General features: G+C 40.3%; 11 protein-coding genes. 10 read left to right on the plus strand and 1 reads right to left on the minus strand.

The features are described 5' to 3' along the window. From UYI_RS0112085 to UYI_RS36770, 10 genes are all read left to right on the plus strand, one after another. The coding region (locus UYI_RS0112085) for a KR prefix domain-containing protein (RefSeq protein WP_016866926.1) at positions 1-1,936 on the plus strand (1,936 nt) is incomplete at its 5' end. Between the two features lie 111 nt (positions 1,937-2,047). Further along, the gene (locus UYI_RS0112090; protein WP_016866927.1) at positions 2,048-2,815 is read left to right on the plus strand and encodes a class I SAM-dependent methyltransferase; all 768 of its coding nucleotides are present in this window, start codon (positions 2,048-2,050) and stop codon (positions 2,813-2,815) included. A 229-nt stretch (positions 2,816-3,044) separates the two neighbouring features. Continuing rightward, the gene (locus UYI_RS0112095) at positions 3,045-7,160 is read left to right on the plus strand and encodes a non-ribosomal peptide synthetase (protein WP_016866928.1); all 4,116 of its coding nucleotides are present in this window, start codon (positions 3,045-3,047) and stop codon (positions 7,158-7,160) included. A gap of 280 nt (positions 7,161-7,440) precedes the next feature. Continuing rightward, a complete protein-coding gene (locus UYI_RS0112100; RefSeq protein WP_016866929.1) occupies positions 7,441-8,820 on the plus strand; it encodes a cytochrome P450 in 1,380 nt (459 codons plus the stop codon). A gap of 46 nt (positions 8,821-8,866) precedes the next feature. Beyond that, a complete protein-coding gene (locus UYI_RS0112105) occupies positions 8,867-9,757 on the plus strand; it encodes an SDR family NAD(P)-dependent oxidoreductase (RefSeq protein ID WP_016866930.1) in 891 nt (296 codons plus the stop codon). A 185-nt stretch (positions 9,758-9,942) separates the two neighbouring features. Next, positions 9,943-10,944 (plus strand): sucrase ferredoxin, encoded by a 1,002-nt coding sequence (locus UYI_RS0112110; protein WP_016866931.1) that lies wholly within the window; start codon positions 9,943-9,945, stop codon positions 10,942-10,944. A gap of 9 nt (positions 10,945-10,953) precedes the next feature. Beyond that, positions 10,954-12,330 carry an MATE family efflux transporter gene (locus UYI_RS0112115; protein ID WP_016866932.1) on the plus strand — a complete coding sequence of 459 codons (1,377 nt, stop codon included), beginning with the start codon at positions 10,954-10,956 and terminating at the stop codon, positions 12,328-12,330. Positions 12,331-12,615: 285 nt separating this feature from the next. Next, the gene (locus tag UYI_RS0112120; RefSeq protein WP_016866933.1) at positions 12,616-12,840 is read left to right on the plus strand and encodes an MbtH family protein; all 225 of its coding nucleotides are present in this window, start codon (positions 12,616-12,618) and stop codon (positions 12,838-12,840) included. A 45-nt stretch (positions 12,841-12,885) separates the two neighbouring features. Beyond that, positions 12,886-13,761, plus strand: a complete 876-nt coding sequence (locus UYI_RS0112125) for an oxidoreductase (RefSeq protein ID WP_016866934.1) — start codon at positions 12,886-12,888, stop codon at positions 13,759-13,761. A gap of 31 nt (positions 13,762-13,792) precedes the next feature. Continuing rightward, a complete protein-coding gene (locus UYI_RS36770) occupies positions 13,793-13,936 on the plus strand; it encodes a hypothetical protein (protein WP_157226332.1) in 144 nt (47 codons plus the stop codon). A gap of 35 nt (positions 13,937-13,971) precedes the next feature. Here the strand turns inward: UYI_RS36770 and UYI_RS0112130 are convergent, their stop codons facing one another. Then, complete coding sequence (locus UYI_RS0112130; protein ID WP_016866935.1) at positions 13,972-14,979, minus strand: sucrase ferredoxin; 1,008 nt, start codon at positions 14,977-14,979, stop codon at positions 13,972-13,974. Positions 14,980-15,297 lie beyond the last annotated feature (318 nt).

Raw genomic sequence — 15,297 nt, forward strand, 5'->3', positions numbered from 1 at the left:
TGCTAAATCGCCACTACCTTCTCCAACTGGCAACTCTGTAACATTAGAGACAAAAAAAGATATTGCCGACTGGTTTTATATTCCTTCATGGAAACGTTCATTGTTACCTCATTCAACCTCCTTAACTCGTCAGGAATCGGGAAATGAGCAATGGCTTTTATTTATTGATGAATGTGGATTGGGTTGCGAGTTAGCTAACAGATTAAAAAATCAAGGTAAAAATGTTACTACGGTGAAGGTGGGAGAAGAGTTCACTAAACTAAGTGAAGGTGTTTATACGATTAATCCCTACAATTGTCATGATTATGATACTCTGCTGACAGAACTAATAGCCCTAAATAAAACTCCCCAGAATATTGCCTATTTATGGAGTATCAGTAGCTTGGAGACTCCTAAATTAGGTGAGTTTTTAGAATTCAAAAGTTTGCTATTTTTAATACAAACCCTTGATAAACAAAAAATTACTGAGCGTTTGCAAATTTGGGTTGTATCGAACCAGATTCAAGAGGTGAATGGTAATGAAACTCTCGATCCAGAAAAAGCAACGGTGTTAGGATTGTGTAAGGTTATTCCTCAAGAGTATCCTAATATTATCTGTCGGAATATAGATTTTGTTTTAACAGACAGTCGAGATTTTAATAGTAATATATTAGATCAATTACTAAGTGAATTCTCGGCTTTATCATCTGATACGGTTGTTGCTTATCGCCACAACTACCGTTGGGTACAAGTATTTGAACCAGTACACCTATCAGCAGTTGAAGAAAACACCCCACTGAGAAAACACGGTGTTTACCTGTTTCCTGGTGGACTGGATAGTCTTGGGGTTGTGATAGCAAAATATCTAGCAAAAACTCTCCAAGCAAAACTCATATTTATCGAGAATTTTACTTTTCCAGAAAAGGATGAGTACTCACAATGGCTGGAAACTCACGCTCAAGAAGATGAAGTGAGTGGCAAAATTAGGAAATTGCAAGCATTAGAGGAATTAGGTGCAAAAGTTTTAGTGGTACGTGCAGATACAACTAATTCTGAACAAATGTACCACAGCCTTTCACCTGAGAATATTGGTCAAATTCATGGGGTTATTTATTCAACTGGAATCACGCGCGAAAATGTATTTTGCTCGATACCAGAAATTGGTAAAACAGAATTAGAACAACTGCTTGATGCTCAATTTCGTAAGTATGTTGTCTTAGAACAAGTTTTACAGAATAGAAAGTTAGATTTTTGTATCATTCTTTCTTCTTTATCTTCTATTTTGGGAGGATTTGGGTTAGGTTTATACTCAGGAGTTAATCAGTTAACTGATTCTTTTACCCAAAGACATAATCAAACAAATTCTTTTCCTTGGATTTCCATTAATTGGGATAAGTTACAACTCAATGCAATCCAAGAACAAAAAACACTTGGACAGACATCTGGGGTAGAATTAGCGATCACCGAGACTGAAAGTGTAGAAGTATTTAAACGGGTATTCTCTATAGGAGAGGGAACTCAGGTTGTTGTTTCTACGATAGATTTAAAAGCCAGATGGGAACATACATTTAAACTTGACCTAGATTCAAAATATTCTAGTCAAGAAGTCCCTTCCTCGCGCTATTCGCGACCTAATCTGAGTAATTCTTATATTGCTCCAACTAACGAGTTAGAAAAACAAATTACCGAAATCTGGCAAGAAGTTCTTGGAATTACACAAGTTGGTATTTACGACAATTTCTATGAGTTGGGAGGAGATTCTCTGATTGCTACTCAATTGGTTTCTCGATTGCGAGCAAAATTTCCAGTAGAGTTACCATTGCGTGACCTCTTACTACAAGCAATGATACCTATCAAGCAGGCAGAAATGATTGAGCAGCTTTTGATGGAAAAAATTGAAGAGTTATCTGAGGAAGAGGTAGAAATTCTTTTGGCGAACCACGGGGTTGTTGATTGAGAATTGGGATCATTGGGGTAAAGGGTTGTGTCAAATGTAGTTTTTTTTAAACGCAGAGGAACGCGGAGTATTTTGATGAATTTTTGTAGTGATAAATAGGAGATTCAGTTTATGCTTTTGGTTACAAATCCTCCAAATTATGATTCTATTGCCCGGTTGCAAAATGAATTTAAGAGTCCAGATGAAGTTGTCGTAGAAGGTATTATTCCTGCTTTAGAGCAAATACTTTTACCACATATTCCTGAGGGAGGGCGTATTCTCGATCTTGGTTGTGGTAGCGCTCAGTTGGTACATCAGCTTCAGATTAGAGGATATGAAATGACTGGACTTGATGCTTCTGAGGCGCTGTTACGCTATGCTCGAACAAACGCTCCTGAAAGTGAATTTATCCTTGGTGATATACGTGATTTTAAGTTACCACAAACTTTCGATGCGGTTTTTTCCAAAGATGTTTTACTCTTCATTCTAAGTATTGAAGAATTGACAGTTGTTTTCCAAAATGTTTATGCTGCGCTGCGAGATGATGGTTTATTTGTGTTCACGATACCAATAACAGATTGGTTGCATGATATTGCTCAAGAAAAAAGTTTCAATCATGTCTATGTTAATGATGAATGTGCTTTTATTGAATTATTTGATTATAAACCGGAAGAAAGGATGTGGGAAATCAAAGTCACTGGTTTTGAGTTGGTAGAAGGTATTTGGAAGCGTTCAGATACAACTTGGTTAAGAAAGGATTACTTTTTAGCGGAAGTTCAATCGGCTTTAGAAAAGGTGGGTTTTACAGAATTAGCTCATTACAATATTAAAGATTTTGGGGGTAGTGAGGAAGCTGGAATGGCTTGTTTTGTTTGTCAGAAAAAATCTTTGACGCAATAACGAGTCATGAAAGAATAAAACCGCAGAGGCACAGAGGACACAGAGAGAATAAAGAGAAGGAAAAAATTACTTAACTGACTTGTATTGCCCTTTGAATATCTATCTGTGTACCCTGCGGGAAGCCGCCCTTACGGGCGTCTACATCGCCTTGCACGGTGTTCGTTTTTTATCTATCTTGTAATGTATTGAATAAATTCAAAATAGCTATTAATAAATACTAACTATTAACATGAATAAAAAATCTTCTAATTTATCACCTGCAAAAAAAGCTCTTCTGGAAAAATGGAAGGGAGGCAAATTTCGGACTGATACTATCCCTAAACGTAAAAATTCTAATAACATTCCTTTGTCTTTTTGCCAACAAAGACTGTGGTTTATTGACCAGCTTTATCACGGAAGTTCTTTCTACAATATCCCCAGTGCATTTCATTTAAAAGGGCTACTTAATATTACGGCACTCCAGCAAAGTTTGAATGAAATTCTCAGGCGTCATGAAGTTTGGCGTACAAATTTTGTGCTTGTAAATGAACAGCCGGTTCAGCAAATTGCATCGGAATTAATTTGGGAGTTACCCATCATCAACCTGGAGCATTTGTCTGGTGAAAATTGGGAAGGAGAGATTAAAAAATTTGCAGCACAGGAAGCAAAAAAACCTTTTAATTTAGCTAAAGGGCCTCTTGTCAGAGCAACTTTATTGCGTTTGGGTGAAGAAGAACATGTTTTCCTTTTGACTATGCATCACATTATTACGGATGGATGGTCTGTTGGTGTGTTTATGCAAGAATTGGCAACTCTTTATGTAGCTTTCTCTACAGGCCAGCCTTCACCCTTAAGCGAACTCCCCATTCAGTATGCAGACTTTGCTGTTTGGCAACGCGATCGCTTACAAGGTGAGTTGCTGCAAACCCAACTCAATTACTGGAAGCAACAACTGAGTGGTGAACTACCCGTACTACAGTTACCAACAGATCGTCCACGTCCTGCTGTTAGTACTTTTACTGGTGCTAAGCAATACTTTACTTTATCCAAAACCCTGACAGATGCACTGAATCAATTGAGTCAGCAAGAAGATGTGACTTTATTCATGACTCTGCTGGCAGCATTTAATATACTGCTCTACCATTACACAGATCAAGAGGACATTTTAGTTGGTTCTCCTATTGCTAACCGAAACCGAGCGGAATTAGAAGGAATGCTGGGTTTGTTTGTTAATACTTTGGTGTTGCGTAATGATCTCAGTGGCGATCCCAGTTTCCGCGAACTTCTCCACCGCGTGCGTGAGGTGACTCTCAATGCTTATACACATCAAGATTTACCTTTCGAGAAGCTAGTAGAGGAATTGCAACCGGAGCGAGATTTGAGCCGGAATCCACTATATGAAGTGATGTTTGTCCTGCAAAATACGCCGATGTCGATGCAGGAAGTTTCTGGGTTGACTTTGCGTAGTTTGGAGTTCGATAGCGGTACAGCACAGTTGGATATTTTTCTGTCGATGTCCGAATCTCAAGAGGGATTGACAGGGTTTTTAGAGTACAATACAGACCTATTTGATTCAGCAACGATAACTCGATTCATCAACCATTTTCAAGCTTTATTAGAAAGCATTGTTGCCGACCAACAGCAGCGTATTTCACAATTATCACCACTGACTGCCAAAGAGCGAGAGCAACTTTTATTTGGGTGGAATCAAACTAGTGCAGATTATCCCCGAGATACATCTCTCCATGAATTATTTGAGCAGCAAGTTGAGCGATCGCCTAATGCCATAGCCATAATTAATCAGTCAGAACAGCTTACCTATGAGCAACTCAATCAGCAGGTCAATCAGCTTGCTCATTATTTACGAAAACAAGGTGTCACAAAAGAAACGCTCGTCGCCATTTGTCTAGAACGTGACCTAGAAATGGTTGTGGGAATTCTAGCTATCCTCAAAGCTGGCGGTGCATACCTTCCCCTTGATCCAAGTTATCCAATTGAGCGCTTGAGCTTTATGCTCTCTGATTCTCAAGCGTCATTGGTAATTAGTCATTCGTCATTGGCTAATAGCTTTAGACAAATGACTTTTGACCAAGAACAAGTGAGGCTCATTTATATAGACAATGAATGGGAAATTATTAACCAAGAGAGTCAACACAACCCAATTAGCATTTATTCAGGCGATCATCTCGCCTATATTATCTACACTTCTGGCTCTACTGGAACTCCTAAAGGTGTGCTGGGAACTCATCGCGGTACAGTGAATGGCTTGTACTGGTTATGGAAAACCTATCCTTTCACACAACAGGAGGTTTGTTGTCAAAAAACAGCTATAAGCTTTGTAGATTCAGTGTGGGAGATTTTTGCTCCCCTACTCCAGGGAATTCCGACTGTAATTATCCCGGATGCAATTGTCAAAGATCCACAACTGTTTATAGAAACTCTGGCACACCATAAAGTTACGCGTATTGTACTTGTCCCTTCACTGCTACGCTTACTATTAGATACTTACAGCCATCTCACTAAAAATCTATCGCATCTTAAACTCTGGATCACGAGTGGAGAGGCGTTGTCTGTTAACTTAGCCAAAACTTTCCGAGAATTGCTACCTGAAGCAAAACTGATCAACCTTTACGGCTCATCGGAAGTTTCTGCCAATGTTACTTACTGTGATCTGAGTTTGTTACCAGATCAACTAACCACGATTCCCATCGGTCGTCCCATTGACAATACTCTGGTCTATGTGTTGAGCAGCTGTTTGCAACCAACTCCTATAGGAGTTGTGGGTGAACTCTATATTGGTGGTGATGGATTGGCAAAAGGTTATCTGCATCGTCCGGAGTTAACTCAAGAAAGATTTATTGATAACCCCTTTGTCCCAGGAACCAAACTTTATAAAACTGGTGACTTGGTACGTTATCTCAACGATGGCAATCTTGAGTATTTTGGTCGTCGCGATCGCCAGGTAAAAATTCGAGGTTTCCGGGTTGAATTAGGAGAAATTGAGGCAGCGATCGCCAAACATCCATCTATCCGGGAGTCTGTTGTCATCGCCCAGGATCATAATCCAAAAGATCAGCGTCTCATAGCTTATGTAGTTACCAAGCAAGACATTGACATACCACAACTGAGCAACTATTTACAAGAAAAGTTGCCCAATTATATGGTTCCGTCTGCCTTCGTAATTTTGGATGCACTACCGTTAACACCGAATGGCAAAGTAGACAAACTAGCCCTTCCTACAGACGATGTTATCCGACCTCAGGCGATCGCATCTTTTGTTGCTCCTCGGAATTTTACGGAATTGACTTTGGTGAAAATTTGGGAAAATCTCCTGAATACTAGTCCTGTTGGAGTCACAGATAACTTCTTTGATTTGGGCGGTCACTCATTTTTAGCTGTGCGATTAATGGCTCAAATCTACGATCAATTTGGTCACAATCTTCCCCTGTCTACTCTTTTTGAAAATCCCACAATTGAAAAACTAGCTGCGATTGTTACCCAGCCATTCTATGAGAACTCCGGTTCTCACTTGGTAGCAATCCAGCCTTCTGGTGACAAGATTCCTTTCTTCTGTATGCATGGCGCTGGTGGAGGTATTCGTAACTACTTTAATTTGTCCAGAAGACTTGGTGAGGACTATCCATTTTATGCCTTGGAAGATAACCCTGACCAAGACGAACCTGAAATTATTTCAGTAGAGGAGACAGCAACTCGCTACCTCGAAGAAATTCGTCAGGTACAACCCCATGGCCCTTATCTTTTAGGAGGCTTTTGTTACGGTGGTGTGCTTGCCTTTGAAATGGCACAACAATTGCAAAGGCAAGGTCAAACAGTAGGTTTGCTAGTTGTCATCGACGCTATATTACCGGAAATTGGGGTTAAACCCGGAGAAGATGACGATGCAAAATTCTTACTCCGCATGGCTGAATCGATCAAAACTAACAATAACATAGACTTTTGTGTTGCTTTTGATGAACTTCGAGGTTTACCACTGAATGAGCAACTTCATTTAGTAAATAAAAAAGCAAACTTCATTTTTAGTGATACAGAGATTAAGGATTTTCTCCGCTATTACAAGCTTTTCAAATCTCATGTTCAAGCGATGCGAGATTATGTTCCGCAGGTTTATCCTGACTCCATGACTTTATTTCGAGCTAAGGAGGAAATTGTGCATGATTTTGAAAGTGCAGAATTTAATACTAATGATCCCTGGCTAGGTTGGGGTAAATATTCTCGTCAACCTATACAGGTTATTGAAGTTCCAGGGGATCATTTCTCGATGTTTGTTGAACCTCATATTCAGGAATTAGCCAAACAGCTAAGAATTTGCATTGATCATGCTTTGTTTAATATTGCCAATCACTAATAAGACGTTTGTGAAAGTTTGTACACAACTAAACATGAACTACACCCGTGTTCAAGTTATACCCCCACAGGCGTTAGCGTAGCTCCTCCGTAAGCAGGCTCGCCCGCAAGCAGGGAATAAATTAAACGAACACCGATGCACACTGATTAACACCGATGGATTATGAGTTTGCTGTTAAGTTAATCCCCGTTTGCCATTTTCAAGCTATATGTTCACGAGCGATCGCCCACAATGAACGCATGAAAACTTCTTTGCCAATCCCTATTTTCAAGATATACCAATGAAACTGCCCCCAGGACCTAAAACCCCCAGTTGGCTGCTAAATCTGCAATTCGAGGCTAACCCCTTTGGGTATATGGATAATATTTACAGACGCTATGGTGATATTGTCACGATAATGTCTGATTCTACACCAGTAGTCTATGTCAGTAATTCTTTAGGAATAAAGCAGATTTTCTCTAATACCAAAGAGATCGCAGCTAGGGGTGTGTTGAATCAAGATTTTGCTTTAATGACAGGTCAGCAAGGAATACTTCAATTGGATGGCTTGCGCCACAAACATCGGCGCAAACTCTTAATGCCTGCTTTTCACGGTGCTAGGATGCAAGCCTACGGGCGACGTATCTGTGAACTGACAGACAAAATCATGAATCAGCAGGCGATCGCGAAACCTTTTGTTGCCTACCGTACCATAGAAGATATTACTCTGCGGGTGGCTATAGAAGTTGTATTGGGGTTAGAGGAGGGAGAGCTTTACAATAAAATAAAACATTTATTTGTTTCTATAGTCAGATATCCCCAATCTCCTTTATATGAGTTCCTCACCAAACTTCCCTGGGGGCGACGGGATTTAGGTCGGTGGAGTCCAAGGGGATACATGCTGCACCTACGGCAAGAACTTTTTGATTTACTGGATGCAGAAGTTAAAAAACGCCGTGAGCAAGCAGATCCTTCACGCACAAGCATTCTCAGTGATCTCATATTTACCTGTGATGAAACAGGCACAGTTATGAGCGATGAAGAAGTACGCGACCTGTTACTTTCGCCCGTATTTGCTGCTCAGGATGCTTCTGCTACTGCGATCGCTTGGTCATTATACTGGATTCATCGACTGCCGGAAGTTCGCGATCGACTGCTGCGGGAACTCGATAGCCTTGGTGAATCAAAAGATCCCGTGAGCATTATTGAACTACCCTACCTCAATGCTGTCTGCAATGAAGCTTTAAGAATTTACCCAACTCAATTATTTACATTTCCAAGATTGGTAGAATCACCAGTTGAGGTAATGGGTTATGAGTTGAGTCCAGGTACAGTGCTAATTGGTAATATTTATTTAACCCATCAACAACAAGATTTATACCCAGAACCTAAGCAATTTCAACCAGAACGTTTTCTGAAACAACAATTCTCTCCCTACGAATTTCTTCCCTTTGGCGGTGGTTCTCGTGTTTGTATCGGAGCAACTTTTGCCCTGTTTGAAATGAAACTTGTCTTAGCAACGATTCTTTCACGCTATCAATTAACACTGGTTAGTAAACGACCAGAACGACCCAAGTATGGAAATTTAATTTGTTACCCTGCCAGTGGAGTAAAGATGGTCATGCATGGTCGGCGTCAGCACCAAGGACAATCACAACCATTTGTTGTTGGTTCAGTGTAGCTACTAGAGTTGGTTTTAATATCCATTCATCATAGAGGTAATGAATATGGTTCAAAGTAAAAAAGGCGCTGTAGTAATTACAGGAACATCCACAGGTCTCGGTCGAGCAACCGCACTCAAGCTTAGTGAACAAAGCTACCGCGTCTTCGCTGGAGTTCGTACAGAAAAAGATGCTGAATCGCTAAAACAAGCTGCATCTGGTGATTTAACACCAATCATCATGGATATCACAAAAGCAGATCAAATTAAATCCGCTTCACAATTTGTCTCACTGGCGGTTGGCGACGAAGGACTCATCGGACTAATTAATAACGCAGTTGCAGCAGTAGACGGGCCATTAGAATGTGTAGCAATAGATGACGCAAGATGGCAATTTGAAGTCAATGTTATCGGTCAAATCGCAGTCACACAAGCATTCTTGCCAATGATCCGCAAAGCCAAAGGCCGAATCATCAACATCAGTGCGATTTGCGGCAGATTGGCTCTACCCTATAGAGGACTTTTATCTGCCTCCAAATTTGCACTGGAAGCTATCACAGATTCATTAAGAATGGAATTACGTTCTAGCGGCATTGATGTTCTTTCTATCTTACCAGGGGCAATAGTTACCCCAGAACAAGCTGACAAAGTAGAGGCGGGCTATCAGAAAACATTAGCAAATATGTCACCCGAAGCTAAAGCCATATATGGTAAGAATTACAGAATATATATGCAACGAGCAGTAGAGGGAAATCGCAACACAGGTTTATCAGTTGAAAAAGTGACAGATGTCATTTTAGAAGCCCTAGAAACTCCCAAACCGAAAAGACAATATTTCGTCGCAGAATCACCTTGGCAACTCAAACTAAAAGCATTGTATAAAAGATTGCTCCCTTACCAATATTTTTACGATACTTTTTATTTTGATAATCTGCGAAAAGCACTGGGATTGGATTAACGGCATTTAGGGAGCATCCTAAATGTTAGAGTTACTTCGTTTTGTGTTTATTGCCTCCTGCCTTCTTCAATTACTCTCTCTACTAGAAAACTTCCTTCGCCTCCTTTGCGTCTACCCTTACGGGAAGCCGCTTCGCGTCTAATGCGGTTCATTCCTCATCCCTACTTCGTGCAACCACAGTAAACATGCAAACTCAACTCCTCACCACAGACTGTCGTTTTTGCTCACAAATTTCTAAAGCCAATGGAGAAGACCCAATTGGTACAGCAACTACTTGCGACCATTGGCTAATTATGGAATTTCCCCAACCTTGGTCACAAAACCTTTTTCAGGAAGACCCAAGAATACAACCCTTAGTAGTTTTGTTCCAAGAGTTAATAGTCAAACATGGGGTTCAGGTCAAACCAATGTTGATTGCTTGCGATCGCGAGTACTCTCATCCTGGCTTCACCCGCGTGTTGTACTACTACCGCCCTGCTGAAATGTTTTCTCAGTTTGAGAAGCAAGAGTTTGTTGTCCCACAAGAGGAAGCAACTAATTTAGTAACGGCGATCCTCAAGCAGTTAATGCAACAACCCAACGATTTATCAAAGTTTCACCAGTATCAGCAACAAACTAGTCACATCCGCGAACTTATGGTTTGCACCCATGCTCAAGTAGACCTTGCCTGCGGGAGATTTGGGACTCCCATATATCGTCGATTACGCCAGGAATATGCACCTGCTTCCAATGGAAAGTTAAGGGTCTGGCAAACGAATCACTTTGGTGGTCATCAGTTTGCCCCTACCCTAGTTGATTTACCCCAAGGGCATGTATGGGGACATTTAGAACCAGAAGTCCTGGATTTACTAGTAAAGCGAAATGATTCAGTTGCAAATTTACGTCAGTATTACCGAGGATGGACGGGTTTAACCAAATTTGGGCAAATAGCTGAACGCGAAATTTGGATGCAGTTAGGTTGGACTTGGCTGGATTACTTAAAAGCTGGCAAAGTGCTGGCGACAGGAGATGCTGATTGGGCAGAAGTACGTATTGATTACGCTGCTCCTGATGGTAGTGTATCAGGTGCTTATGAAGCCAGAGTAGAAGCTTGTGGTGAGGTCATGAGTGCATTCAACTCAGCCAAACAGATGCAGTTAGAAGCTGTGAAGCAATATCGTGTTAGCCATTTAGTCAAGGTTGAGTAAACAGCAAAAATGACTCTCCAAAAACAATCTCAAGTCACAAACGAAATCCTCCAAGGTAATCTCGTTAAGCTGATGTTCAAGTTATCAATTCCTAGTATTCTGGGAATATTGATGCTGAGCTTAAACACTTTTTTTGATGCTTTATTTGCCGGCCAATTTATCGGTACAAATGCCCTGGCAGGTATTTCACTGGCACTACCACTCACAGGTATAGTAGATGGATTTGCTCTTTTAATTGGAGTAGGGTCTGCTTCTGTTCTCAGTCGAGCTATTGGTGCTGGAGATATCAAAACTCAATCCAAATTGTTTGGCAACTTGACGCTAATGAGTATTATTATCTCCTTTTTGATTACAATTATTGGGTATAGCTTTGGTAAAGAATTAATTGTATTCATGGGAGGAAGTGGTGAAGTTGCTGCTGCTGGCACAGAATATTTTAAAATTTATATACTAGGTTCAATCTTTTATATCCTAGCGTTATCTTCTAGCGAGATTATTAAAGCAGAAGGCAAAATTAGACTAGCGACTGGATTTGAGTTGATTTTTGTCCTGATTAACATCATCTTAAATTCTATATTTATTACTGTCTTTCATTGGGGGATTGTGGGAATCGCGATCGCTACAGTTATGGCGATGGTTTTTTATAGTATTTTCAACTTCACTTATTTTCTTTCTGGTAAAAGTTCTACCCCGATTAATCTCAAAAAGTTAGCTCTAGCAATAGATTTACTACCTGCAATATTTTCCGTAGGAATATCATCGCTACTTTTCCCAATCATGGGGTTTATTCAAAATTTTGTGGTTTATCAATCAATTTCTCATTACGGAACAAATAATGATATTGCCTTTTTCGGAGCTACAGTCAGATTAACTTCATTTTTCCTCATTCCCTTGTACGGAATTGCACAAGCCTTGCAACCGATAATCGGTATAAATTATGGAGCTAAGAATTATCATCGGCTCAAGAAAGCCTACTTAACTTTTGCAGCGATGGGTGTTATTTTATTAATATTAATTTGGCTGCCTTTACAATTATCACCAAAAACATTTCTCGGGTTACTTTTACCAGATGTGATTTTTACAAAAAATGATATATTCAATTTTAGAATTCTCAGCCTATTAATACCAATTTGGCCTTTAGCAATTTTTGGTAACACTCTCTTTCAATCTATAGGCAAAGGCAAGATTGTCGTCACAGTAATTTTATTGAGGAGTCTACTTTTATTTTTGCCATTTGTACTCATTATGTCAAAAATATTAGGTTTAATTGGTATATACTATGGCATATTCTTGACAGAGTTTTTAGTTGGAATAATTGCTTTGATATTAATATGTTTAGAATTTAGAAATTTTAGTAAAATAACAAATGAAAAATTAAGTTTATAACTTTTGAATAGCAAGAGTTTGAGTCAATACTTACGCAAAATATCTCTCCAAATCTTATTCCTCTGTGTCCTCTCTCTTGTTTTAATGAAGCTAACTTTGAGCATCAAACAGGGAAGGTTCAGCTAGTTGGTAATTTCACTTTGAACTACGTGAAAGTTCGATGTATTGCAGATATTGACCTAGCAACTTTAGAAGGTAAGGGATACCTAGAACCAGTAGAAGCGTGAAAGCTTGTACAGGTCTTAGAATTTGTAATTGCACTTTAGCGATAACAGGAGAAAAATTATGTACCAAGACGACAAAGAAGACACAACAATTTACAAAGTTGTAGTCAATCACGAACAACAGTATTCTATTTGGCCAAGCGATCGCGAAAATCCCCTTGGTTGGACAAATGTTGGTAAAAGTGGTTCCAAACAAGAATGTCTGGATTACATCAAAGAAGTCTGGACTGACATGAGACCGCTCAGTCTCCGGAAAAAGATGGCGGAAACCGGACGTAACATTTAGTACTTGGTCAATTTCAAAAAGCTTCTTAGAAATGGAGATTTCCTCATGGTAGACTCGTCTGTTTCTCAGGCACGGGTATGGTTTATCACTGGTAGCTCAAGGGGTTTGGGTCGAGCGTTGGCAGAAACATTGCTTGAGCGAGGTGAACGAGTGGTTCTCACCGCACGGAACCCACAGCAGGTAGAAGATTTAGCAGCAAAGTATCCAGGTTGCGCATTAGCAGTGCGACTTGATGTAACAAAACCCGAAGAGGTGCGAGAAGCTGTAAAACAAGCAATTGCCAATTTTGGACGCATTGATGTACTCGTCAACAATGCCGGATATTCAACTGTGGGGACAATAGAAGAAGTTAGTGATGAGGCGGTTCGCCATCTATTTGAAACAAACTTTTTTGGTGTCTTAGAAACGCTCCGAACTGTACTACCTCATATGCGACAGCAACGCAGTGGACACATCCTCAATATTTCATCAATGCTTTGTTTTGCAGCTAGTGCTACCAATGGATTTTATTCTAGTAGCAAACTTGCACTAGAAGGAATTTCTGGAGCATTAGCTAATGAAGTTGCACCCTTCGGTATCAAAGTCACAATAGTGGAACCTGGTGCATTCCGTACAGATTTTATCACGCGTTCTATTGTCGTAACTGACACCCACATTGAGGACTATAAGGCATCAATTGGTGATATACGTCAGCAGTTGCAGAATGCTGATCGCGATAAACTTGGTGATCCGAAGAAAGCAGCTTTGGCAATGATTCAAGCCGTTGATAGCGATGAGCCACCAATGAGATTGGTACTGGGAGTAGATGCAGTCGATCTTATTGATGGCGCACTGGAGTTTATTAAAGCAGAACTAGATGCTTGGAAAGAAGTAGCTGTGAATACTGCCTTTGAAGAAGCTTTGACATCCTCGGTAAAGTAAAATCCTATCGAAAGAACACGGATGCACATTGATGGATTTTCGTGATGATGAAGATTATGTTTTATGGAACGAACACAGATGCACACTGATGAACAGCGATGTAGACGCCCCTAAGGGCGGCTACCTACGGAAGCCACTCCGTGTCTACGGTGTAGGGTACACAGATGGATCGTGAGTTTGCTGCTAATTGAATCCTTGTTTGCGTGGCGTCTAGGCAGGAGAATCCTTGATCGCTGCTACCTTTGCTAAGCGACTAACGCGATACTGCTTGACTTTCTCTAATGGTTCATTTTCTCCTGAATCAAAAGCGGTCATAACATGACCGCGTAGTTCTATCATTGCTTCATAGGCGCTGCTTGTAGTTCTATCATTGGTAGTGAAATCAATACGAACTTTAGCCCAGTCTTGATTGACTTCATCCATTGCCAATACTTGCCCCATTTTATGGTAATTAATCCAATCCCAGCCTTCTTGCATCCATATCTCTCGCTCTGCAATTTGCTCAAACTGGGATAAACCACCCCAACCCCGGTAAAAAGGGTATAGTTTTGTCAGGGAACCATTGCGCTGCACAAGGGTATCCAATATTTCTGGCTGCAAACGACCCCAGTAGGTTCCTTGTGGCATGTCTATGAGGGTGGGAGCAAACTGATGACCTCCAAAATGGCTGCATCGCCAGACACGCAGTTTTCCACCAGAAGCATTGGCATACTCGGAACGTAGCTTTTTATAAATGGGATAGCCAAATCTGGCACAAGCAACATCAATATTCGCATGGGTACAAATCAGTAATTCCCGGATGTGGTTAGTATGTTGCCGATACTCTTCAAAAGATGGCAGTCTGTCTGGTTGTTTCAGTAAAGCCAATATTAATGAACTAACCAAAGAATGGGGTACAATAAACTCGTGCTTCTCAAACTTTGCAAATAGCTTTGCTGGTCGGCGATAGTACAGTACACGCGTGTAACCAGGATGAGAGTACTCACGGTCTGGAGCAATGGTAAGCGGTCGCCCACGCTCCCAAACAATATGCAAAGCATCGAGAACTTCTTGGGATATTGGCTCAGGTTCCAGCCACATTTTTGCTGGCCAGGGTTGTGCTGTCTCTAGAATTAGATAGTGTTCAAATGTTCCCGCAGAACCTATGGGGTCTTCACCGTTAGTCTGGGAAATCACCGAGCAGAAACGGCAATTGCTACGGGTTTGGTCAATTGTCATAATTTACCTGTCAACAAGCAATTGAGTAATTAATAATACAAACACCTGCGGCATAGAAAACTGTGAACAGAAAGAAACTTTAGCTGTGGGTTTAAAGCTTGAAACAGGGAACGGAGAATGGGATAATTTAGGGGATTTTCTGTTGCCTATTCCCTGTTAGAGTTCTTTTTGATAAATTGATAAGTTGTTTTTAGTAAAATAAAAAGTTATTGAGATTTATTAGCATTAATCAGAGTATAATAAGCTATCTCATATGTCAATTATTTTAGTCATATCATTTACTATTTCAAGGTGTATAAAAAAGTTGGTCAAAAATGC

Origin of the sequence: Fischerella muscicola PCC 7414 (genome assembly GCF_000317205.1) — a bacterium.
Classification (GTDB): domain Bacteria; phylum Cyanobacteriota; class Cyanobacteriia; order Cyanobacteriales; family Nostocaceae; genus Fischerella; species Fischerella muscicola.

Excerpts from the sequence above, each read along its gene's own strand:
- UYI_RS36770 (WP_157226332.1), top strand. The coding sequence starts at position 13,793 with ATGGATTTTCGTGATGATGAAGATTATGTTTTATGGAACGAACACAGA.
- UYI_RS0112125 (WP_016866934.1), top strand. The coding sequence starts at position 12,886 with ATGGTAGACTCGTCTGTTTCTCAGGCACGGGTATGGTTTATCACTGGT.
- UYI_RS0112090 (WP_016866927.1), top strand. The coding sequence starts at position 2,048 with ATGCTTTTGGTTACAAATCCTCCAAATTATGATTCTATTGCCCGGTTG.
- UYI_RS0112120 (WP_016866933.1), top strand. The coding sequence starts at position 12,616 with ATGTACCAAGACGACAAAGAAGACACAACAATTTACAAAGTTGTAGTC.
- UYI_RS0112130 (WP_016866935.1), bottom strand. The coding sequence starts at position 14,979 with ATGACAATTGACCAAACCCGTAGCAATTGCCGTTTCTGCTCGGTGATT.
- UYI_RS0112100 (WP_016866929.1), top strand. The coding sequence starts at position 7,441 with ATGAAACTGCCCCCAGGACCTAAAACCCCCAGTTGGCTGCTAAATCTG.
- UYI_RS0112095 (WP_016866928.1), top strand. The coding sequence starts at position 3,045 with ATGAATAAAAAATCTTCTAATTTATCACCTGCAAAAAAAGCTCTTCTG.
- UYI_RS0112105 (WP_016866930.1), top strand. The coding sequence starts at position 8,867 with ATGGTTCAAAGTAAAAAAGGCGCTGTAGTAATTACAGGAACATCCACA.
- UYI_RS0112110 (WP_016866931.1), top strand. The coding sequence starts at position 9,943 with ATGCAAACTCAACTCCTCACCACAGACTGTCGTTTTTGCTCACAAATT.
- UYI_RS0112115 (WP_016866932.1), top strand. The coding sequence starts at position 10,954 with ATGACTCTCCAAAAACAATCTCAAGTCACAAACGAAATCCTCCAAGGT.